A 20,342-nucleotide genomic window follows, 5' to 3' on the forward strand; every position below is an offset into this window, starting at 1 on the left:
AACTTGAGTAAACCCCAAGTCTATTTAGTTACTCAACTATTATAGTTCAGGCTTTTTTGTTTGCATCCACAAAACCAGATATAAAAATCACCATGTTATATTTTTGCCAGATAAAGGGAGGAGAATGCATATGAATAGGTATTAAGAATAAATTCAATCGTACGAATAATAATGAGGAGGCTTAATTATGAATAAGAAAATATTTATTGTGATTATGAGTTTATTAGTTAGTTTAACTGGATGTGGTAGTAGTAAGACTACGAGTAGCAGTCCAAAGGAAAAAATCAATATAAAAGATATTGTTTGGAATGTGGATGAAGGTATTGTGGATGGAGAACGTTGTGTACTTCTTGACTATACGAATAATACAAATTATACAATCACCGGCTTTGAACTTACATTCAAAGAAAAAAAGAATATAACTGAAGAAGAAAAATCAAAATTATATTCAGAAGTCAAAGAGTCATGTGGATTAACTGATGAATACAAGAATAGTTCTATTTCTATGTATGCGGATAGTAATCAGGTTGTGAATAAAAAAGAATCTGTTCCGAATGTGCATTGTTGTTACGATAACTATTATTATGTAAAGAATATCAATCACTATAAGCTGATGAAACCTGATATTGCGACTATTAAGTATATTGATAATAATAAGGTCTATACTGAATACTATGATTTTAGTGCAAAAAAATATTCTCTTGATAAAGAGACACAGATAGCTAATCAATGGTCTAAAACAGAATTAGGAGATAAAATTCCTAAAACAAATGCAAAGGTAGTAGAAATCATCAGAGATGATCAAATAAACTTTACATTTAAAGCTTACGGATTGTCACGAGATCAGTTTAATGCTTATGTTGAAGAATGTGAAAAACGTGGCTATAACGTTGATTTGAGTTACGTTGATGGATTCTATAGCGCAAATAGTAAAGAAGGTTATAATATTAAGGCAATGTATGATGAAGATGATCATTCGATCACTGCAGGAATAAATTCTCCCAAAGCTAATTATGAATAACGAAAAGGCGTTTCACTTAATGTGAATCGCCTTTATTCATTTCCTTTACACTTTGTCTTTTACGTATTGTGAATGGCACAATTGAGCGTGTCGCAAACATGGTAGGTGTTTCTATATGTTTAATAAGCTGGACTACTGCTTCCATGCCTAACTGATTTGGGCTTACATCAATAGAAGTTAGTGGTGGTTCTGAGAAACGCGCAAAGATAGAATTATTAAAGCTCACAATAGAAATATCATCAGGTACTTTCTTTCCTACTTCAGTAATTAGTCTAACCATAATGACTGCATAAATATCATCACATACCACAAAGGCACTCGGACAGTCATCACTTCTTAATAATTCAAGTATTTCATTGGGGTTATAGGAATAACTTGAAGAAAGATTCTTAATATAGTCTTCTTTCACTTCATAGCCTGCTTCGGATAAAGCTTGTATATAACCAAGACGTCGATCTATAGAATACTGCACATCTTTTTTCTCACCAATATAACCAATCTTTTGATGTCCTTTTTTTAATAAGTATTTCACTGCCTCATAGCCTGCCTGGATATTATCTGTATCTACACTGACTGATGTAATGGAATCCATTGGTGGTTTACCAATCATAATATAAGGAATCATACGTTCTCTTAAATAGTCTGTCACAGAAGATTCTATTTTTGTATTGAGGAAGATATATCCTTCACAATCCGCAATTTCCATACTTGTCTTCATTTCTCTTGTATCTGCACCAGTAATAATATGAAGACTATAACGCCCTTTATTACACATATAACTAATACCTCTTATTATTTCTAGATAGAATGGATTCTCATAGACATCTACCATAGAACGAGGAAAGACAACACCAACATCATGTTTCTTAATATGTGATTTATCATATACATAACCGAGTTCATCCATTACTTTACGTACTTTTTCTTTCGTTTCTTCACTAATAGAATAATGATTATTAATTGTACGAGATACAGTAGATGGAGATACACCTGCTTTTTTCGCGATATCTTTAATTGTGATACTCATTTAAATCACCTCACTTTTATTATACTTATTATTGTTGCGTTGCGCTAACATTTGCATATTATATGCGTAAATACCCTATTTTGTTGCATAAAATCTATTGTGTAAGTGTTTACAATCATTAAAATAGAATTTGTAAGAAAAAGGGAGTAAGACATAACCTTATTAAAAGGAGGAGAAAATGAAGCTTATGACACTTAACACACATTCACTAAGTGAATGTGATGAAAAGAATAAGCTCCAGACAATTGCGAATTTTATTCTAAATTATGATGTTGATGTCATTTGTTTACAAGAAGTCAATCAAAGTATGACTGCAAAAAGTGTTTCTACCGACAGATCTTATGTCGGTAGAGACATTATTAAAGAAGACAATTATGCACTTGGATTAAGTCGATTACTTGGTGATCAATACGATTGGAACTATATTCCAGTTAAAGTAGGTTATGACAAGTTTGATGAAGGTGTAGCCATCTTCTCTAAGTACCCAATTGTGAATAGTGAAAATACTTTATTGACGCAAACTAATGATTATACATTCTGGAAGAAACGTAATTCTCTTGGAGTAGAAATAGTAAAAGAAAACACACATTTCTGGGTTTATACAGCCCATTTAGGATGGTGGAATGATGATGAGGAACCTTTCATCAACCAATGGCATAAGCTCAATGTTGTGGCGAATAAAGAAGTCCCTGTTTACTTAGCAGGAGATTTCAATGCACCTGATATTATTCCAAACCAAAGTTATGAGATTATTAAAGAAGATGGATGGTTTGATACACGTGACTTAGCGGATGATGTCCAAGGTCGTTTTACTGCTCAGGGTAAAATAGACGGATGGGATGAGGCAGTAGATGGTATGCGTATTGATTATATCTGGTGTAATAAAAAAGAACATGTAAAAAGCCATCATGTTGTATTTGATGGTACACATGAAGATGTAGTTTCTGATCATTTTGGATTATTTATGGAGGATAGTTTATGAGAAAAAGTGGTGTGTTATTATCCGTATCATCTTTACCTAGTAAGTATGGTATTGGTTGTTTTGATGAAGCTGCTTATAAGTTTGTAGATGATCTAGTAGAAGCTAAACAAACATATTGGCAGATTCTCCCTTTAGGTATTACTGGTTATGGTGATTCACCTTATCAGTCATTCTCTACTTTTGCAGGTAACCCATATTTTATTTCTTTAGACGAGTTTGTGAAATGTGGTTATTTAAAGGAAGAAGATCTACCAGAGGCAGATATAAACAGTGATTATGTTGATTATTCTTATCTCTATGAAAATAGATATGCATTATTAAAGAAAGCTTATGAGAATTCACATATTACTGATAATGAAGATTTTAAAGCTTACTGTAAGGACAATGCATGGTGGCTAGAAGATTATGCATTATTTATGGCAATAAAAGCATCTTATGATAACCAAGGCTGGGAAAATTGGCCTTTAGAATTACGTTTAAGAAATGATGCGTCCCTTACTGAAAAACGTAACGAACTAAGTGATGATATTAATTACCATAAGTTCTTACAGTACTATGTATGGAAACAATGGTATGCATTAAAGGATTATGCGAATAGTAAAGGGGTAGAAATCATTGGTGATATTCCTATCTATGTTGCATATGATTCATCTGATGTATGGGGACAGCCAGAATTATTCCAGCTAGATCCAGAAGTTAAACCAACTGCAGTTGCAGGTGTACCACCTGATGGTTTCTCTGCTGATGGACAGCTTTGGGGTAATCCACTTTATGACTGGAAGAAACATAAAGAAACAGGTTATGCGTGGTGGATCCAGAGAATTGCATATTGTAAGAAAGCTTACGATGTTGTACGTATTGACCATTTTAGAGGCTTTGATGAATATTTCTCAATTCCTTATGGTGATACAACTGCAAGAAATGGCCATTGGGAAAAAGGTCCAGGCTATGACTTATTTAAGACAGTTGAAGAGTCTTTAGGTAAGATAAATGTTATTGCAGAAGATTTAGGATATTTGACTGATACAGTTAAACAGATGGTCGCTGATTGTGGTTATCCAGGTATGAAGTTATTTGAATTCGCATTTGATTCACGTGATTCTTCTGGTACAAGCAACTATCTACCTCACAACTATACAGAAAATTCAGTTGTTTATACTGGAACTCATGACAATGAAACAATGATCGGATGGCTTAAAAATATTTTACCTGAAGAAAGACAGATGTTGAAAGACTATCTACACTATGATGGTGATGATGACGCTGTATTAGTGGATATGAGTATTGATTGTATTATGGCAAGTGTAAGTGATAAGTGCATTGTACCAATGCAGGATTACTTAAAGCTTGATAATACAGCACGTATGAATAAACCTAATACTTTAGGTAATAACTGGATGTGGCGTTTAGATAAGAATGCCTTTAATGATTCATTAAAGGAACGAATGCGTGATATTACAGTAAAAACAAACCGTATTTAAAGGAGATTTCCTCCTAATCAGGGTTCTTAATGAACTCTGATTTTTTTTGTTGATTTTCTTTCTTATATACTTTATTTTATTTACGAGGTGTATAAAATGAAAAGAAATTATCCAAGTATTATTATTACTCCTGAAGGAGAAAAATGGCTCGATAAAGGGCAGATGTGGATGTATAAGAATAATCTAGGTAGTCTAGATGATTCTATTGAGAATGGTTCTTTAGTAGATATTATGACGACTCAAGGACGTTATTTAGGTACAGGTTTCCTTTCTAAAGAAAGTCATATTACAGTACGTATCTTAACTAAAAATCAAAATGAAGTGATTGATAGAGAATTCTTTAAAAAGAGAATTCAGTTTGCCTATGATTTTAGAAAGACAGTAGAAAAAGATAACTTAACTAATTGTCGTCTTGTATTTGGTGAAGCTGATAGCTTACCAGGCTTAACTGCAGATCGTTATAATGAAATCATTGTGACTCAGATTACATCTTATGGTTTAGATTTAATCAAGGATATGATTTATGAATTATTATTAGAAGTATTAAAAGAAGATGGTCAGAATGTATCTGCCATCTATGAAAGAAATGATGTTAAAGTACGTGCGAAGGAAGGTTTAGAACTCTATAAAGGATTCTGGAAACCAAGCACATTACCTACTACAACAGTTATTAATGAAAATGGTTTGAAACTTAATGTAGATGTAGAAAATGGTCAGAAGACTGGTTACTTCTTAGATCAGAAATCTAATAGAGTATTACTTAGAAACATGTCTGCAGGCAAAACAGTATTAGACTGTTTTAGTCATACAGGTGGTTTCGCATTAAATGCAGCTTTTGGAGGGGCTAAATATGTCACTGCTGTAGATGTTTCTCAGACAGCTTTAGATCAAGGTCTTGCGAATGCAAAGATGAACCACTTAGAAGAAAGAATGTCTTTTGTACAGGATGATGTCTTTGATTACTTAGATAAATGTCATCAGGGACAGTATGATATTATTGTCTTAGATCCACCTGCATTTACTAAATCAAGAAGAACTGTCAACCATGCTTATAATGGCTATAAGAATATTAATATGAAAGCTATGAAGCTTTTAAGACAGGGTGGATATTTAATTACATGCAGCTGTTCACGTTTTATGGAAACTGCACTCTTTGAACAGATGCTAAGAGAATCCGCAAAAGAATGTGGAGTGACTCTAAAACAAGTATCAGTGACTCAACAGAATGCCGATCATCCAATTCTTTGGACTATGGAAGAAACATCTTACTTAAAGTTCTATATCTTCCAGATTATTTAGAAGTCTTCGGACTTCTTTTTTAATGCTTCATAAAATTTATTTTTATATTTATAGCTTAGCTTAAATATCTCTAGATTAAGATAGATATCTAATTGATTAATTTTAGTAATATAACGTGTATTTACACATGTATTCTTATTAATTTGTACAATCTGTTTAGAACCAATCTCTTTTAATATCACCTTTAAAGGTTTATAGAGATGATAGTTCTTTTCTTTTGAATATATTGTAGTGAGATGTTCATGTGTATGTATGTAGATAATATGATTAATAGGAATAGAAATATCCTGGTAATTATACTTGAAATGATAATAATCACGGGAATAAAAGAAAGTGGATAATATGAAAGGAATATCTTTTTCTAGACTATCTTCAAATATATAGTAAAAAGGCTGATAGATGACAGTTTCAGGACCTAATGGGTGATTGGTAACTATCACAATAAAAGCCTTTTTATTTATATTTCTTATTCTTGGTATATCTTCAAATGTATCAGTAAAACACAAATCTGCAGGAATAAGAGTGTTAGATATTGTATAAGGATGATGTAGATGATAATCAAGTATATTGGTTATTCTTTCTGTTATATGAGAATTTGAATGTACTATAGAAATAATCATGAGATCTCACCACCTATTAAATAAAAAAAGGACTATTAATAGTCCTTGAGCGTGTAAACACACTGTTATAGCTTCCGTGAACACAATACATGAATAACTCACTATATGACATAACATATATCATGAAACGAAAAATAATGTCATGAAAGATAGGAAAATGAGAATTTTACGCTCATGAGCGCCATACGCTCATATTTATTTCTATGCTTAAGGCATAGAGGTAAATAGATATGTCAATGGGAGAGAGATTAAGAGAAGCAAGAAATAAATTAGGATATTCACAGGAAGAAGTGGCAAGACGTATTGATTTAGATCGTACAACTATAGGAAAGTATGAAAATGATGCATGTGTACCATCTTCAACTACTCTTGCAAGACTAGTAGAAATCTATTGTACAGATGCGAATTATATTTTATATGGTAAAGAGATGAAGGTAATGAATATATCGCGTGTACCAAAAAACTGTATGAGAGATATCTACATGTTGCTTTCAGAATATCTTATAGAAGATTATGCACATAATGAAAACATCCACGAGTAGTGGATGTTTTTAAATCTGTGGTTTGATTAATACTCTTCCTGTACCGCGATAAACATTAACTAAACCTTCACCACTCATAGCTGAACCAATGAGTGTTTTACCGCTTCTTTCTACTGTAAAGTCAAGGTTTTCACTCCAGGCAATGGCGAATGAACCGTCAATCTTTAACGTATCGTTATGTAAATCTATTGTGATAAGTTCTTCTTGTGGTACATCACATTCTAAGACTACTTTACCAGAACCTTTTAGACATAGATTAAATAATCCTTCTTCACCAATAGTTTGTCCTGATACACTTTTAATCATAGATGCACTTAAGCTGACTTTGGTTTCAGATGCACAATATAAACCATCCTCTACACACATCGCTCCATTCCAATCATCTAGATCTTCAATAATATAATGTTTATAACTTGGTTCTGTGACTATTACACCTGTACCAACATATTGTGGTTTAATGGTAGATTCACCAGTGACCTGGGCATTAAAGAACTTCTTGATTGTATCTCCAATACCCTTTAAACCTGTTGTCTGATGTACATCACCCACATACCACTGCATTGCCCCTGGCTGTATATTGACACTTTCATCATTTAAAGTAATCATTAGTTGTCTTTTCTTTACATTCATCTGACTCATATAGAACTTAGTTTGTGCATCCTCTGCAGTACAGCTTAAATCCTTATCATATTGAATGACTTTAAAAATCCCTTTACGACTTACTACAGAAACATTACTATTATCTTCAAAATTAAAAATTTGGAATCCCATAAGAAAACCCTCCTTGACACTATTATATACGAAAAAAAGGTCTTACGACCTTTTTAAATCTTAATAATACCATTTACAGCTTTTTTCTTTAATTCTTCAATAATAGAGACTCCTGCACTCGTACCAATACGTGTCGCTCCATTTTGAATCATCTTAATAAAAGTATTTGCATCTCTAATACCACCTGCAGCTTTTACTTCTACTTCATCACCCACATATTTCTTCATTAATGCGACATCTTCGAATGTTGCACCACCTGTTCCAAAACCAGTAGATGTTTTAATAAAATCAGGTTTAACCTCTTTCGCAATTTCACATAACTTGATCTTTTCTTTGTCATCCAAATAACAGTTTTCAAATATTACTTTACAAGGAATATGATGGGCATGACATGCATCTACAATCTGTGTCATTTCATCTTTAATATAATCCCAGTTCTTATTCTTAACTTCTGTTTGATTGATCACATAATCAATCTCTGTAGCGCCTTCTTCAATCGCATTATTTGTATCAAATACCTTAGAGGCAATAGTAGTTTGTCCTAGAGGAAATGAGATGGCAGCTCCTACATGAATATCAGTACCCTTTAGTAGTTTTGCACATAAATGAGACTGTACCTGATTAATCGCAACCATTTTAAAATGATAATCCTTAGCCTCATTACATAGTTTTTCCATATCTTTACTAGAAGCATCAGTATGAAGATTAGTATGATCAATCATCTGTGCTAATTCATCAATAGTATATTCTTTCATAATCATCTCTCCTTTACATATATACTAACATTATAACTTTATTATGTCAACAATATGTAAATATATCACTTGTGTTTTTTGTGTGATAAAATAGTATATATATAGGGAGGAGGGACTCTTATGAGCGCTTTATATTTAGATGTAAAGAAAGACTTATTAGATAAAATTACATCGGGTGAATATTCAGAAGGAACCATTATTCCTACAGAACATGAACTTTCTGATTTATACAATGTGAGTCGTCCAACGATTAGAAAAGCTGTGCAAATCTTAGTAGATGCAGGTTATTTAGAAAAGAAAAAGAAACGTGGTACGATTGTATGTGCACCTAAAGTAATTCAAGATTTTACTCAATCAATATCAAGCTTTGATACACAGATGAAAAGACATGGTGTTGTATCTAAAACACAGGTGATTACATTTAAAATGGAAGAAGCATCTAAAGAGATTGCGAAATCTCTACAGATTCATGAAAAAGATTTAGTCTATAAGCTTGTTCGTTTACGTTATACAGATTATAATCCCAATGTCTTTATTACAACCTATATTCCTGTTTCTTTATTTCCGGGTTTACTCGATACCGACTTTACGCATATTAGGCTCTATGATGTTTTTGAGAAACAGGGACATAGTATTGAAACAATTGATCGTACATTAGAAATAGCTCTTGCAGATGATACTATTGCGGATATGTTAGATATAGATGAAGGAGAACCATTATTCTATTTCCGCTCTATTGGTTATGATACACAAAAGAATTCAATAGAATATTCTATTGCCCGTTATAGAGGAGATATTAATACATTCACATTACATCTTAATCAGCACAAAGGAGATTAGTATGACATACCGTTTAAAATACCATGTATGTCCTGAACATGGCTGGATCAATGATCCAAATGGTTTTTCTTATTTCCGGGGATATTATCACTTATTCTATCAATACTACCCAGATGAACCTGTATGGGGACCTATGCATTGGGGCCATGTAAGAAGTAAGGATTTAGTTCACTGGGAGAACTTACCGATTGCCTTAATTCCAGGAGATAAAGAAGATCTTGATGGCTGTTTCTCAGGAAGTGCAGTAGAATACAACAATCGTTTGTATCTAATTTATACAGGTAATATATATGATGATCCTGAACATACCACATTCCATCAGAATGTGAATATTGCCTGGAGTGAAGATGGTATTCATTTTCATAAGTATGAAGGAAATCCAGTGATTAGTGAACCACCTGAAGATAATACATATCATTTCCGTGATCCTAAAGTATGGCGAGAAGATGATCATTTTAAGATGATTATTGGTGGTCAGAAGGAAGATGGAAGAGGACATGTACTCATTTATCAATCAGATGATTTAATCAATTGGGACTATTTAGGTGAATATGGGCATGCTTCTACAATTGATCATGAAGGTAAGATGTGGGAATGTCCTGATTTATTTAGACTTAATGGAGTGAATGTATTACTCATGTCACCACAAGGTATTAAAGAAGATGGTGAAAAATACAGAAACTACCATCAAACAGGTTATAAGATCAAAGATACATTTATTGAATTAGATCATGGGCATGACTTCTATGCAGCGACTACAATGCTTGCACCAGATGGTAGACGTATACTCATGGCTTGGATGGATATGTGGCATAGTGAATTCCCTGAAAAAGAAGAAGGGTGGTCAGGGGCTATGACCTTCCCTAGAGAACTTACTATTCATGATAATCATCTTTATATGATGCCAGTAGAAGAACTTGCATTATTAAGATGTGAGTCTAAAAAAGTAGAAGTCACAGACTATCTACTTCCTTCTAGACAAGTAGAAATAGATTTAGATATTTATGATGGTGTATCTCTCAATCTAAGTAATCTTTATACACTTACAGTAAACAATCATAAAGTAACTGTAATGAATCAGACAGAACGTGTAGGGACTATTAAAGAATATCAGTCTATGAAGCTATTGATTGATTCTAGTAGTGTAGAAGTATTTATAAATGGTGGAGAACTTGTCTTTACAGATAGAGTTTATTTTAAAGACACACCAGTGCTTTCACTTAATAAAAAGATGACTTGTAGAATCACAACATTAAGTGAATGATATTTCCAAGGGGGAAAAAATATATATGAAAAAAATAGAATTTAAGTCTATGTTGGTGTCTATTATTCTTGTATTACTAATTTATTATTTTTATACACCAGCATTAAATATTCATGCGATAGAATTCTGGATATTTATTATTGTCGCGTTATGTATTTATGGTGCTTCTACTTCTTATAGCACATTACTTGGTAAGAAATTTAAACCTGAAAAGGTAGGTTATTTAGGTGCTGCAGTGGCATTGATTGTGGCAGGTGTTTTAGTGACTGATTTATTCACAAGTAAGATCTTCCATGCATCACGTTATGCAAGTCGTATAGAAGTAGAAAATGTAAAGTTTAATAATAAAACATTACATGAAGTAGACTTCTCTAAGACACCTATTATTGACCGTAAGAGTACTGTAAAGCTTGGAGACAAGGTCATGGGTGAGATTCCAGAATATGTCTCTCAGTTTGAAGTAAGTGATGATTATACACAGATTTCTTATAAGAATAGTGTTTATCGTGTCACTCCACTTGAATATGCAAGTTTCTTTAAATATCTTACTAATAGTAAGAATGGTATTCCTGCTTATATTACAGTGAATTCTACTAATGGTAAGGCAGAAATCGTTAAGTTAAAGGATTTAGGCTTAGATGGTATGAAATATGTCCCTTCTGCCATTCTTAATCATAATTTAAATCGTAAACTACAATTATCTTATCCTACATCCATCTTTGGTTCTCCTTCATTTGAAGTAGATGAAAAAGGACATCCATGGTATGTATGTACAACATATACTTACTTTGGTGTAAGCAATAAGAAGAAGGTCACTGGTGCTGTCCTCTTTGATCCAATTACTGGTAAAGCTAAGAAATATGATAAAGACAAAGTACCGAAATGGGTGGATCGTGTATATCCAGAAGAACTCATTATGACTGAAATAGATGAAAACGGAAGCTTACAGGATGGATTCTTTAACTCTGTCTTAGGACAGAAAAATGTGACAGTCACATCTGAAGGTTATAACTATTTAGAAAAAGATGGCGATATCTGGATCTATAGTGGTATCACTTCTGCGAATAAAGATTCATCTAATTTAGGATTTGTATTATCTAACTTACGTACTCATCAGACTTTACGTTTCTCTTGTTCTGGGGCGAATGAAAAAGCCGCAATGAAATCTGCAGAAGGTGAAGTTAAGAACTATGGCTATGATGCCACATTCCCATTATTAGTTAATGTAGGTGGTCATCCTGTTTATTTGATTTCACTTAAAGATAGTGGAGGACTTATTAAACAGTATGCGATGGTAGATGCGAAAGACTATCAGAAGGTCTCTGTTTATTCTGCTGATTCAGTTAAGAATCTAGAATTACTTAAGAAGAGTTTCCTTTCTTCTCAGACAATTACAAAAGAGTCTGATGCCGAAACTAAGAAGAAGGATATCACAATCGCAAATGTACAAATTCTTAATGTAGATGGCAAATCTAAGCTATTTATCGTGGATACAGAAGGTAAGAAATACAAAGCAGTCATTACATCAGAAAATGAAAACACACTGGTTTTCTTAAAAGCAGGTGAAACAATTCATATTCGTTATATTGAAATGAATGATGTAAATGTGATTAAGAGTGTAGGTGAATAAAATGAAAAGAATGATGAAGATTTTTACAGTTACTTTAGTATGTTTATCATTATGTGGATGTTCTTATTTCAAATCTAAGCTCAATGACATTAAAGGTAGTTTGATTGGGAATGGTTATACAATTGATACATATGATAATTATGGTAATAAAGTATTTGAAACAAAAGGTCAGAAGATCAAAATCACTGGTAATAAAGTAAAAGAATCATCATATAATTCTGATGGCAGTGTAAAAGAAACATATAGTCTTTCTTCAGTTGTTACTATCACAATTGATGGGAATGAAATAGAAAGCTGTGGAGATACATGTATCTTTGAACAGAAGGGATTAGATGCAGAAGTAGACTTTACTAAGAAGCATATCAATAGTACTGCAGACGGAATTACAGCCAATACAGCTATCGCAAATTACTTAAATAAGTATAAGAACTTGTTTGGTAAAAGAAGAGTCGTAGTCGTTAAGTCTCAATTAGGCCAGCCTATTAAGGCTTATCAGGGTGATGATGTGTATTGGGAAATTCCTGAAAACCTTCCTAAGATGACTAAACTCATGATTGATGGTAAAGCACTTTATATTCATCGTGCGAATTTCCAGATTATTGATTCAGATTGTTTAACAGAAGAGTAGCGCGTCTACTCTTTTTTAGTTGACTATTAACCTTGCTTTTGGTTTATTGTGACTGTCATGGTGAAAATGATGCACCTATCTTACCAGATGTTGGTATCTTTGCGTCATTTGATCCCGTTGCCTTAGATCAAGCATGTGTAGATGCATGCTTGCATGCAACACCTATGCCTAATAGTCAATTATCTGATAACTTAGCTGATCCACATTGGCATCACCATCAGGATAACTTCCTAGACTCAAATCCTAATGTCAGATGGAAAGAAACATTAGAACATGCGGAAAAGATTGGTTTAGGTACAAGAGAATATGAACTTATTCAAATGAAAAGAAGAATTGAAATAACTCAATTCTTCTTTTCATTTGTTTGTTTACGATATTGTGTGGGTGAACAATGATATGTCTTACTAAACTTTTTAGAAAAGGCGAGAGCATCAATAAAGCCCACACTGGCTGCAATTGTAGATACAGGGAGATTTGTACTCTGTAACAAGCCTGCAGCCTTTTTTAATTTAATTGAAAGCAGATATTGTTTAGGTGAAATATCAAATTTCTGATGAAATAATCGTGTCATATAATTTGCATGAATACCAAACTTATCCGCAATCTCACTCATTTTAAGGTTATATTGATAATTCAAATCCAAATAAAGACGAATTTCTTCGGCAAGTGAATACTTCACATTATTATTGAAATGGATATTTAACTCTTCATACAACATTGCGAAAATATGAAGAAGTATACTATTTGATTCAAAATATTCAGCATCCGTATTAAAGGATAAATCTAATAGATGTTCAATCTGTTCATAATATTGATTCACATCAACATTATGAATAATGTATTGATCATGTGTATCTTTTGTAAGGGAGTAAAAATATTGTTCCGCATTAATACCTAAGAAATTAACCCATCCATATTTCCATGGATGGTTTTTATCTGCTTGATAGGTAGCCACCTTATTGGCAGGAATGAGGAAAATATCTCCTGCCTTGACATCAAAGGAATGTTCATTAATAGTCAGTTGTCCTTTTCCAGAGAAGACAAAATGCATCACATAATAAGATCTTACAATAGGTCCATAGGTATATTCACTTTTACATTGTTCTATTCCAGCACTGTATAAAGACAAATCTGTATTGGCTTTATAGGTTTTGCTGTGAATACGTTCTTTATATTCTTTCATATGATCCCCTAAGTTAGTTTTTTCCATATATTCGTTATGTATTTCTATTCTTATTATATTCTTGACGTTGTTTAATGTAAATAAAGTGAGGGTTATGTATGAAAAATAGAAAACAAGCATATCATATAGAAACAGAAAAAGGGTTAATCAATGACCCAAATGGGCTTTCCTATTTTAAAGGAAAGTATTATGTCTTTTTCCAATGGAATCCTAATGCGACAGACCACTCATATAAAGTATGGGGAAAAACAACCTCTCAAGACCTTATACATTGGAGTGAGCCAGTAATCGCATTACAAGCTTCTGAATCTTATGACAAGGATGGGACGTATTCAGGAAGTGCAGTCAGTGATGGTGAGACACTATCTCTTTATTATACGGGAAATGTGAAAGTAAACGGTGTCAGATATCCTGAACAATGTCTTGCACAGTCTGAGGATGGTATACATTTTAAGAAATATGGTTCTGTACTCTCTCTTCCTGATGATTATACAGGTCATTTTAGAGATCCTAAAGTGACCAAGGAAGATGTCTGGAAAATGATTATTGGAGGACAGAATAAGAAAACAGGAAAAGGAGATATTATTCAATATACATCAATAGATGGAACCTCTTTTAAGTTTAATAAGATCATTGGAATATCTAAACAATATGAAATGATAGAATGTCCTGACTTATTTACACTTGATGCTCATGAAGTATTAATTTATGGTCTGCAGTCAAGAAATAATGATACAGATGAATGTCTTGATGCGCATGCTGTGTATTTAATAGATACATTGAGTGATTTAGATAAAGGACTGCATATGGATGAAGGGTATGATTTTTATGCACCACAAACATTTGTGGATAATCAAGGAAGACGTATTATGCTTGCCTGGATGTCACGTTTTAGTGATGCGCAAGAAGTAGAATTCGCTAAGGATGGACATATTCATTGTCTAACAATGCCTCGTGAATTATTTGTAAAAAAAGGAAAACTGATACAGTCACCTGTAAGGGAGATGTATGAATTATGCCATGAAATTCCTTATACGAATCATATGAAAATACAAAGACAGGCGATGATAGAAATCAGTCCTTTGAAACATATGTCTTTTTCAATCAATAAGGAATTAAGCATTCACTTTGATGAAGGAATAAGTATTGAACGCTATGATTGGGCAGAACAGAAATATCAAAAGAAATCATGGCCCATAAAAATCAATCATATGGAAATATGGCTGGATACATCAAGTGTAGAAATATTTGCGAATAACGGAGAGTTTGTTTATTCTGCACGTCTTGATCCACAGGCTGAAGACTTACTTCTTGCAAGTAGTAAAGAATCACAAAATATCAACGTATACAGATTGGAGATTTAAAATGATTACAATAAATAATGGTATAATTCATCTTAGAAATACGCATATCAGTTATATATTAGAAGTATTAGATCAAAAGTACATTTTACAAAGATATATAGGTAAACCACTTCGTCATTATCATAAAAGTCCAATGACTTACTACAAACGTAGCTATAATACTGAACATGATGTCAGTATCGAAAATGCATCTTTTGATGATCTTCCTTTTCTCTATCCACAACTAGGTCATGGAGATTATCGTATACCTGCCATTGAAGTAGAAGCACACCATCAACGTTATTGTGAATTATTGTTGAAGGAAGTGCATGTGTTAGATGAAAAGAAGACTCTTCCAGGTTTACCTTCACTTAAAAGTCATGGTAGAAGTGAGACACTAGAAGTAGTCTATGAAGATAAGTCTGTTGGCTTAGAAGTGAGTCAATATATCACTATTTATGAGGATTTAGGCGTTCTTTCATTTTCAGCTTCTTTTAGAAGCTGTAAAGAAGATCTTATTCTTTATAATACACAATCTGTTTCTTTAGAACTTCCATCGCAGGATTATCAAGTGATGACAATGTATGGCTTACATGCAAAAGAAGGCAATATTCAGCTATCTGCACTTAATACAGGTATATTTCAAATAGAAAGTACAAGAGGCAGCAGTAGTCCACAAATGCATCCATTTGCGGCATTAATATCAGGTTCTGATATATATGCAATGCATTTTATTTATAGTGGAAATTATTGTTGCAAGATACAAAAGGATTCATTTGGAAAAGTTCGTATGCAGATGGGTTTACATCCTTCTATGAATAATTGGCACTTACATAAAGGAGAAGAGTTCTATACACCTGAAGTTGTCGTGAATTATAGTAGTACAGGTTTAGAAGGGATGAGAATGAATTTCCATGAGCTCTATCGTCATCACTTATTACCACAATCACAGGAATTACCTCCTGTATTATTAAATACCTGGGAAGCAATGTATTATGATGTGTCTTTAGAAAAGATTGAAGAACAAGCCAAACGTGCGAGTGAACTAGGTATTGAATTACTTGTCTTAGATGATGGCTGGTTTAGAAAAGAAAATAATAGTCATAATTCTATGGGAGACTGGAAATGTAATACAAGTAAACTTCCAGGTGGTATACAAAAAGCGGCTGAACTTGTTAAATCATATGGTTTGAAATTTGGCTTATGGTTTGAACCAGAAGCAATTAGTAAAAACAGTGATTTATATATATATCATCCAGATTATGCATTATCAGTAGATGGATATGAACCTACTTTAGGTCGTCATGAATATCTTCTTGATCTATCCAGAGAGGATGTCCAGAATTATTTAATTCATATGCTTGATTCTTATCTTTCTACAGGACTTATTGATTATATCAAATGGGATATGAATAGACCTATGAGTGATGTATGTTCTCATATCTCTCAGTATAGTACAGAAGTGGCTCATAGATATATGCTTGGTCTTTATCGTGTGCTTGATGTGATTACATCTCGTTATCCAGATGTTCTTTTTGAAGGATGTTCAAGTGGGGGTGCACGTTTTGATCCAGGTATTTTATGTTATATGCGTCAAAACTGGGCCAGCGATAATACAGATGCACTCGATCGTAGTGTGATTCAAGATAGTTTTAGTCTGCTTTATCCACAATCAGTGATAGGTGCACATATTAGTGCTGTTCCTAATCACCAGACAGGACGTATTACATCCCTAGAGACACGTTATGATATCGCAAAACTATTTAACTTAGGTTATGAACTTGATCTTACAAAGTGTACAGATGATGAATTAGATGATATTAAGAAGCAGATTCAGGAATATAAAACAATAAGAAAAGAAACACTCAACGGTGAATTACATGCCATTGAATGTGATGAAAATCATTTAGGATGGGAAGTGGTCAGTCTTGATAGAAAGACTGTTTATGTTGTCATAATGACTCGTTTTTATAATCCTCTGACTGCCCAGAAGTACTTTAAATTAACATACTTAGATGAAGATTCTGATTATTTAGAATGTCATACACAAGAAATATATGGTGGAGATGAACTGCAGCATATGGGCTTATGTGTACCTTTAGAACATGGTGATTTTAAAACTTACACATTTATATTAAAAAAAGTATAAATGGTTAGAAAAAGCCATATTTATATTATGTTATTCCATTCAATTAATGCGCTTTACGAGGTATAAATATAATCAGTAAAGCGCTTAACAAATTAAAAAGGAAAGGTTAGAAAAATGAACGATAAAGAACTTGCATTAAAGATTATTGAATTAACTGGTTCAAAAGAAAACATTAGTTCAGTAAGACATTGCGCAACAAGATTGCGTTTAGTAGTAAAAAACAAAGATAAAATCAATGTAAAAGCAATTGAATCTTTAGATAAGGTAAAAGGATCATTCTTCAATTCAGGACAGTATCAGATTATTCTAGGGACAGGTTTAGTAAATCGTGTCTATGATGAAGTAATCAAGGTGACTGGAGAAGAAGGTAATAACAACGATGAAAAAATAGTATATGGAAATAAATTCCAAAGAGCTATTAGAACATTCTCTGATGTCTTTGTGCCAATTATTCCTGTACTTGTTGCAACAGGTTTATTCATGGGTCTAAGAGGCTTATTGACTCAAGAAGCTATCTTGCATATTTTTGGTTTAACAACTAAGAGTGTTCCTGCAAACTTACTTACATTTACACAGGTATTAACGGATACCGCATTCGCATTCCTTCCTGCACTTGTATGCTGGTCAACATTTAAAAACTTTGGTGGCAGTCCTGTAATTGGAATTGTATTAGGTTTAATGCTTGTAAGTCCTAGTCTTCCAAGTGCATATGATGTTGGTTCTGGTGCTGCAAAACCATTGATGTTCTTCAATTTCTTAAAGGTATCTGGTTATCAGGGTTCTGTATTACCTGCCTTTGTGACAGGTATTCTTGGTGCCAATATGGAGAAATGGTTAAGAAAACGTATTCCAGATGCATTAGATCTTATTCTTACTCCATTCCTTACATTACTTATTGGTATGACAGTTGCATTATTTGCGATTGGTCCAGTTCTTCATACAGTTGAAACAGGTGTATTATTTGTAGTTGAAAAATTATTGCAGTTACCTCTAGGTCTTGGTGGCTTATTATACGGAAGTTTTGGACAGTTACTTGGTATCTTTGGTATTCATCATATCTTAAACTTCTTAGAAATCAGTATGTTAGCCAATGATGGCTGGAACTATTTAAACCCAATTGGTACTTGTGGAAACATTGCACAGGCAGGTGCTGTATTAGCTATCGCAATTAAAGTTCATGATCAGAAAATGAAACAGGTTGCTTATCCATCTGCTTTATCTGCTGCATTAGGTATTACTGAACCTGCAGTATTTGGTGTCAACCTTCGTTTAGTAAAACCATTTATCGCTGCAATGATTGGTGGAGGTGTTGGTGGATTCCTTGCTTCTATCTTCCATCTTAAAGCAACAGGTATGGGTATTACAGGTATTCCAGGTACATTACTTTACTTAAATGAACAGTTACCATTCTATATTCTTGTTAACTTAGTCGCATTTGCGGTAGCTTTCTCTATTACATGGTTATTCTGTGTTCCTAAGGCAGAAAAAGTTGTAGAACCAAAAGAAGAAAAAGAAGTTTCTAGTGAATCTTTATTTGCGATTGCATTAGGAGATGCGATTGAAATGAGTGAAATTAAAGATCCTATGTTTGCAGAAGGTATTATGGGACCATGTGCAGCTATTGAACCAGCTGATGGTAAGATCTATGCTCCTGCAGATGGTACAATCAGCTTTATCAGTGAATCAGAACATGCAATTGGAATCATCACAAATGAAGGTGCAGAAATTCTTCTACATTTAGGTATTGATACAGTTAAAATTACCGATGAAAAAGTATTTGATACAAAAATCACAATGGGACAGCAGATTAAGAGGGGAGATCTACTTACTATAATGGACTTAGATGGTGTAGAAAGACATCAGTGCCAGAAAACAGTTATTACGATTGTTACTAACTATAACAGCTATACTGATATTGCTCAGGTGAAAACAGGTTCAATAACGCCTGATGATATTATTATGGAGTTATCACTTTAGTCAGTTCTTTGAACTGACTTTTTTGGAGAATAATATGAAAACAATTGTCAGTGATTTAGACGGCACATTACTTAATAGTTATGGAGAAGTAGATTCCTTTACTAAAGAAGTATTGAATACATCACCTATTCACAGAATTATTGCGACAGGACGTAGTTACAAGACAGCTTTTCCTTTGTTGAAGGGAGTAAATATAGATTATTATGTATTATTGAATGGTGCGGAATGTCGAAATAGTCAGGGAGATATTCTCTATAAAGAGAATATCGATTTGAAGATTGCACATACTATTATGAATGGCTTATTAGAACGTCATATAGATTTTGAAATTAATACAAAAGAAGGGGATTATTCTACTGATACTGTATTTTGTGATACAACAGCACAACTTACAGAACAACATCTTCAAGATTATAAAGAAATAAGAAAGATATTTGTATTTGTGCATGATGAACAGAAAATCAATCAAATCAAATACTGGCTTGATCAAATAGAAAGAATTAATGTCACTTCATCATCCTGGTGGAATATTGAAGTTACATCAATGAATGCGAATAAAGCACTTATGGTAAAAAGAGTGATAGAAACACTTCATACTTCTAATGATGTTTATGTATTTGGTGATGGTTATAATGATTTGAGTCTTTTTAAAGACTATAAGCATACACGAGCTATGAGTAATGGTGTGAATGCACTGAAACAGATAGCGGAAAAAGTGATTGATAGTAATGATAATCATGGTGTTGCGAAAGAGATTATTAATTTGGTTAAGGACTAGAAAAAGCAGGCGGTGCCCAATGTCATTAAGTTAATAATGCTAGAATTTAAGT

The 20,342-nt window shown here is 33.1% G+C and carries 19 protein-coding genes; 14 read left to right on the forward strand and 5 right to left on the reverse strand.

All coding sequences use genetic code 11. The annotated features are described in order from the left end of the window. The first annotated feature begins 187 nt into the window (after nt 1-187). Nucleotides 188-1,021 (forward strand): DUF6591 domain-containing protein, encoded by an 834-nt coding sequence (locus QVO42_RS05715; RefSeq protein ID WP_022425194.1) that lies wholly within the window; start codon nt 188-190, stop codon nt 1,019-1,021. Between the two features lie 16 nt (nt 1,022-1,037). Here QVO42_RS05715 and QVO42_RS05720 read toward each other — a convergent pair whose 3' ends face one another. Further along, nucleotides 1,038-2,048, reverse strand: a complete 1,011-nt coding sequence (locus QVO42_RS05720) for a LacI family DNA-binding transcriptional regulator (RefSeq protein WP_022425195.1) — start codon at nt 2,046-2,048, stop codon at nt 1,038-1,040. A 178-nt stretch (nt 2,049-2,226) separates the two neighbouring features. Here QVO42_RS05720 and QVO42_RS05725 point away from each other — a divergent pair, with 178 nt between their 5' ends. From QVO42_RS05725 to QVO42_RS05735, 3 genes are all read left to right on the forward strand, one after another. Beyond that, the gene (locus QVO42_RS05725; protein WP_022425196.1) at nt 2,227-3,030 is read left to right on the forward strand and encodes an endonuclease/exonuclease/phosphatase family protein; all 804 of its coding nucleotides are present in this window, start codon (nt 2,227-2,229) and stop codon (nt 3,028-3,030) included. Further along, entirely contained in the window at nt 3,027-4,511 is a 1,485-nt protein-coding gene (gene malQ, locus QVO42_RS05730) for a 4-alpha-glucanotransferase (RefSeq protein ID WP_022425197.1), read from the forward strand. Before QVO42_RS05725 ends, malQ begins: the two co-directional genes overlap by 4 nt. A 96-nt stretch (nt 4,512-4,607) precedes the next feature. After that, nucleotides 4,608-5,810, forward strand: coding sequence for a class I SAM-dependent rRNA methyltransferase (locus tag QVO42_RS05735; protein WP_022425198.1), 1,203 nt, complete (start codon nt 4,608-4,610; stop codon nt 5,808-5,810). On the opposite strand, the gene QVO42_RS05740 is transcribed toward QVO42_RS05735, so the two are convergent. Further along, on the reverse strand, nt 5,807-6,430 hold the full coding sequence (locus tag QVO42_RS05740; protein WP_022425199.1) for a LytTR family DNA-binding domain-containing protein: 624 nt from the start codon (nt 6,428-6,430) through the stop codon (nt 5,807-5,809). The two genes, QVO42_RS05735 and QVO42_RS05740, sit on opposite strands and share 4 nt — an antisense overlap. A 230-nt stretch (nt 6,431-6,660) precedes the next feature. On the opposite strand from QVO42_RS05740, the gene QVO42_RS05745 reads away from it, so the two are divergent. Continuing rightward, the gene (locus tag QVO42_RS05745; RefSeq protein ID WP_022425200.1) at nt 6,661-6,972 is read left to right on the forward strand and encodes a helix-turn-helix domain-containing protein; all 312 of its coding nucleotides are present in this window, start codon (nt 6,661-6,663) and stop codon (nt 6,970-6,972) included. 9 nt (nt 6,973-6,981) lie between these two features. Here QVO42_RS05745 and QVO42_RS05750 read toward each other — a convergent pair whose 3' ends face one another. Beyond that, the gene (locus QVO42_RS05750; RefSeq protein WP_022425201.1) at nt 6,982-7,743 is read right to left on the reverse strand and encodes an AIM24 family protein; all 762 of its coding nucleotides are present in this window, start codon (nt 7,741-7,743) and stop codon (nt 6,982-6,984) included. A 53-nt stretch (nt 7,744-7,796) separates the two neighbouring features. Next, complete coding sequence (gene deoC, locus QVO42_RS05755; RefSeq protein WP_022425202.1) at nt 7,797-8,498, reverse strand: deoxyribose-phosphate aldolase; 702 nt, start codon at nt 8,496-8,498, stop codon at nt 7,797-7,799. Between the two features lie 120 nt (nt 8,499-8,618). Here deoC and QVO42_RS05760 point away from each other — a divergent pair, with 120 nt between their 5' ends. From QVO42_RS05760 to QVO42_RS05780, 5 genes are read left to right on the forward strand one after another with little or no spacing between them, the layout of a single operon-like run. Then, a complete protein-coding gene (locus tag QVO42_RS05760) occupies nt 8,619-9,338 on the forward strand; it encodes a GntR family transcriptional regulator (RefSeq protein ID WP_022425203.1) in 720 nt (239 codons plus the stop codon). A 1-nt stretch (nt 9,339) separates the two neighbouring features. Further along, a complete protein-coding gene (locus QVO42_RS05765) occupies nt 9,340-10,602 on the forward strand; it encodes a glycoside hydrolase family 32 protein (RefSeq protein ID WP_022425204.1) in 1,263 nt (420 codons plus the stop codon). A 25-nt stretch (nt 10,603-10,627) separates the two neighbouring features. Continuing rightward, complete coding sequence (locus tag QVO42_RS05770) at nt 10,628-12,232, forward strand: hypothetical protein (protein ID WP_022425205.1); 1,605 nt, start codon at nt 10,628-10,630, stop codon at nt 12,230-12,232. 1 nt (nt 12,233) lies between these two features. Then, nucleotides 12,234-12,860, forward strand: a complete 627-nt coding sequence (locus tag QVO42_RS05775) for a DUF5052 family protein (RefSeq protein WP_022425206.1) — start codon at nt 12,234-12,236, stop codon at nt 12,858-12,860. A gap of 32 nt (nt 12,861-12,892) precedes the next feature. Next, nucleotides 12,893-13,255 (forward strand): DUF362 domain-containing protein, encoded by a 363-nt coding sequence (locus QVO42_RS05780; protein WP_331901622.1) that lies wholly within the window; start codon nt 12,893-12,895, stop codon nt 13,253-13,255. Here the strand turns inward: QVO42_RS05780 and QVO42_RS05785 are convergent. After that, nucleotides 13,204-14,043, reverse strand: coding sequence for an AraC family transcriptional regulator (locus QVO42_RS05785; protein ID WP_288163917.1), 840 nt, complete (start codon nt 14,041-14,043; stop codon nt 13,204-13,206). The two genes, QVO42_RS05780 and QVO42_RS05785, sit on opposite strands and share 52 nt — an antisense overlap. A gap of 98 nt (nt 14,044-14,141) precedes the next feature. Between QVO42_RS05785 and QVO42_RS05790 the strand changes: the two genes are divergently transcribed. The 4 genes from QVO42_RS05790 (at nt 14,142) to QVO42_RS05805 (ending at nt 20,290) form a co-directional block, all read left to right on the forward strand. Beyond that, nucleotides 14,142-15,407: a glycoside hydrolase family 32 protein gene (locus QVO42_RS05790; RefSeq protein ID WP_022425209.1), complete on the forward strand. Its 1,266-nt coding sequence runs from the start codon at nt 14,142-14,144 to the stop codon at nt 15,405-15,407. Between the two features lies 1 nt (nt 15,408). Next, entirely contained in the window at nt 15,409-17,535 is a 2,127-nt protein-coding gene (locus QVO42_RS05795) for an alpha-galactosidase (protein ID WP_022425210.1), read from the forward strand. A 114-nt stretch (nt 17,536-17,649) separates the two neighbouring features. Continuing rightward, the gene (locus QVO42_RS05800; protein ID WP_022425211.1) at nt 17,650-19,512 is read left to right on the forward strand and encodes a sucrose-specific PTS transporter subunit IIBC; all 1,863 of its coding nucleotides are present in this window, start codon (nt 17,650-17,652) and stop codon (nt 19,510-19,512) included. Between the two features lie 34 nt (nt 19,513-19,546). Next, nucleotides 19,547-20,290 (forward strand): Cof-type HAD-IIB family hydrolase, encoded by a 744-nt coding sequence (locus tag QVO42_RS05805; RefSeq protein WP_022425212.1) that lies wholly within the window; start codon nt 19,547-19,549, stop codon nt 20,288-20,290. Nucleotides 20,291-20,342 lie beyond the last annotated feature (52 nt).

The sequence above is a fragment of the Catenibacterium sp. CAG:290 genome, from assembly GCF_000437715.1.
GTDB classification, from domain to species: Bacteria; Bacillota_I; Bacilli_A; order Erysipelotrichales; family Coprobacillaceae; genus Catenibacterium; species Catenibacterium mitsuoka_A.

Bases quoted from the DNA above. Each gene is read 5' to 3' on its own strand.
- QVO42_RS05770 (WP_022425205.1), top strand. From the start codon at position 10,628: ATGAAAAAAATAGAATTTAAGTCTATGTTGGTGTCTATTATTCTTGTA.
- QVO42_RS05795 (WP_022425210.1), top strand. From the start codon at position 15,409: ATGATTACAATAAATAATGGTATAATTCATCTTAGAAATACGCATATC.
- QVO42_RS05745 (WP_022425200.1), top strand. From the start codon at position 6,661: ATGTCAATGGGAGAGAGATTAAGAGAAGCAAGAAATAAATTAGGATAT.
- QVO42_RS05725 (WP_022425196.1), top strand. From the start codon at position 2,227: ATGAAGCTTATGACACTTAACACACATTCACTAAGTGAATGTGATGAA.
- deoC (WP_022425202.1), bottom strand. From the start codon at position 8,498: ATGAAAGAATATACTATTGATGAATTAGCACAGATGATTGATCATACT.
- QVO42_RS05760 (WP_022425203.1), top strand. From the start codon at position 8,619: ATGAGCGCTTTATATTTAGATGTAAAGAAAGACTTATTAGATAAAATT.
- malQ (WP_022425197.1), top strand. From the start codon at position 3,027: ATGAGAAAAAGTGGTGTGTTATTATCCGTATCATCTTTACCTAGTAAG.
- QVO42_RS05790 (WP_022425209.1), top strand. From the start codon at position 14,142: ATGAAAAATAGAAAACAAGCATATCATATAGAAACAGAAAAAGGGTTA.
- QVO42_RS05750 (WP_022425201.1), bottom strand. From the start codon at position 7,743: ATGGGATTCCAAATTTTTAATTTTGAAGATAATAGTAATGTTTCTGTA.
- QVO42_RS05735 (WP_022425198.1), top strand. From the start codon at position 4,608: ATGAAAAGAAATTATCCAAGTATTATTATTACTCCTGAAGGAGAAAAA.
- QVO42_RS05720 (WP_022425195.1), bottom strand. From the start codon at position 2,048: ATGAGTATCACAATTAAAGATATCGCGAAAAAAGCAGGTGTATCTCCA.
- QVO42_RS05740 (WP_022425199.1), bottom strand. From the start codon at position 6,430: ATGATTATTTCTATAGTACATTCAAATTCTCATATAACAGAAAGAATA.
- QVO42_RS05775 (WP_022425206.1), top strand. From the start codon at position 12,234: ATGAAAAGAATGATGAAGATTTTTACAGTTACTTTAGTATGTTTATCA.
- QVO42_RS05715 (WP_022425194.1), top strand. From the start codon at position 188: ATGAATAAGAAAATATTTATTGTGATTATGAGTTTATTAGTTAGTTTA.
- QVO42_RS05785 (WP_288163917.1), bottom strand. From the start codon at position 14,043: ATGAAAGAATATAAAGAACGTATTCACAGCAAAACCTATAAAGCCAAT.
- QVO42_RS05805 (WP_022425212.1), top strand. From the start codon at position 19,547: ATGAAAACAATTGTCAGTGATTTAGACGGCACATTACTTAATAGTTAT.
- QVO42_RS05800 (WP_022425211.1), top strand. From the start codon at position 17,650: ATGAACGATAAAGAACTTGCATTAAAGATTATTGAATTAACTGGTTCA.
- QVO42_RS05765 (WP_022425204.1), top strand. From the start codon at position 9,340: ATGACATACCGTTTAAAATACCATGTATGTCCTGAACATGGCTGGATC.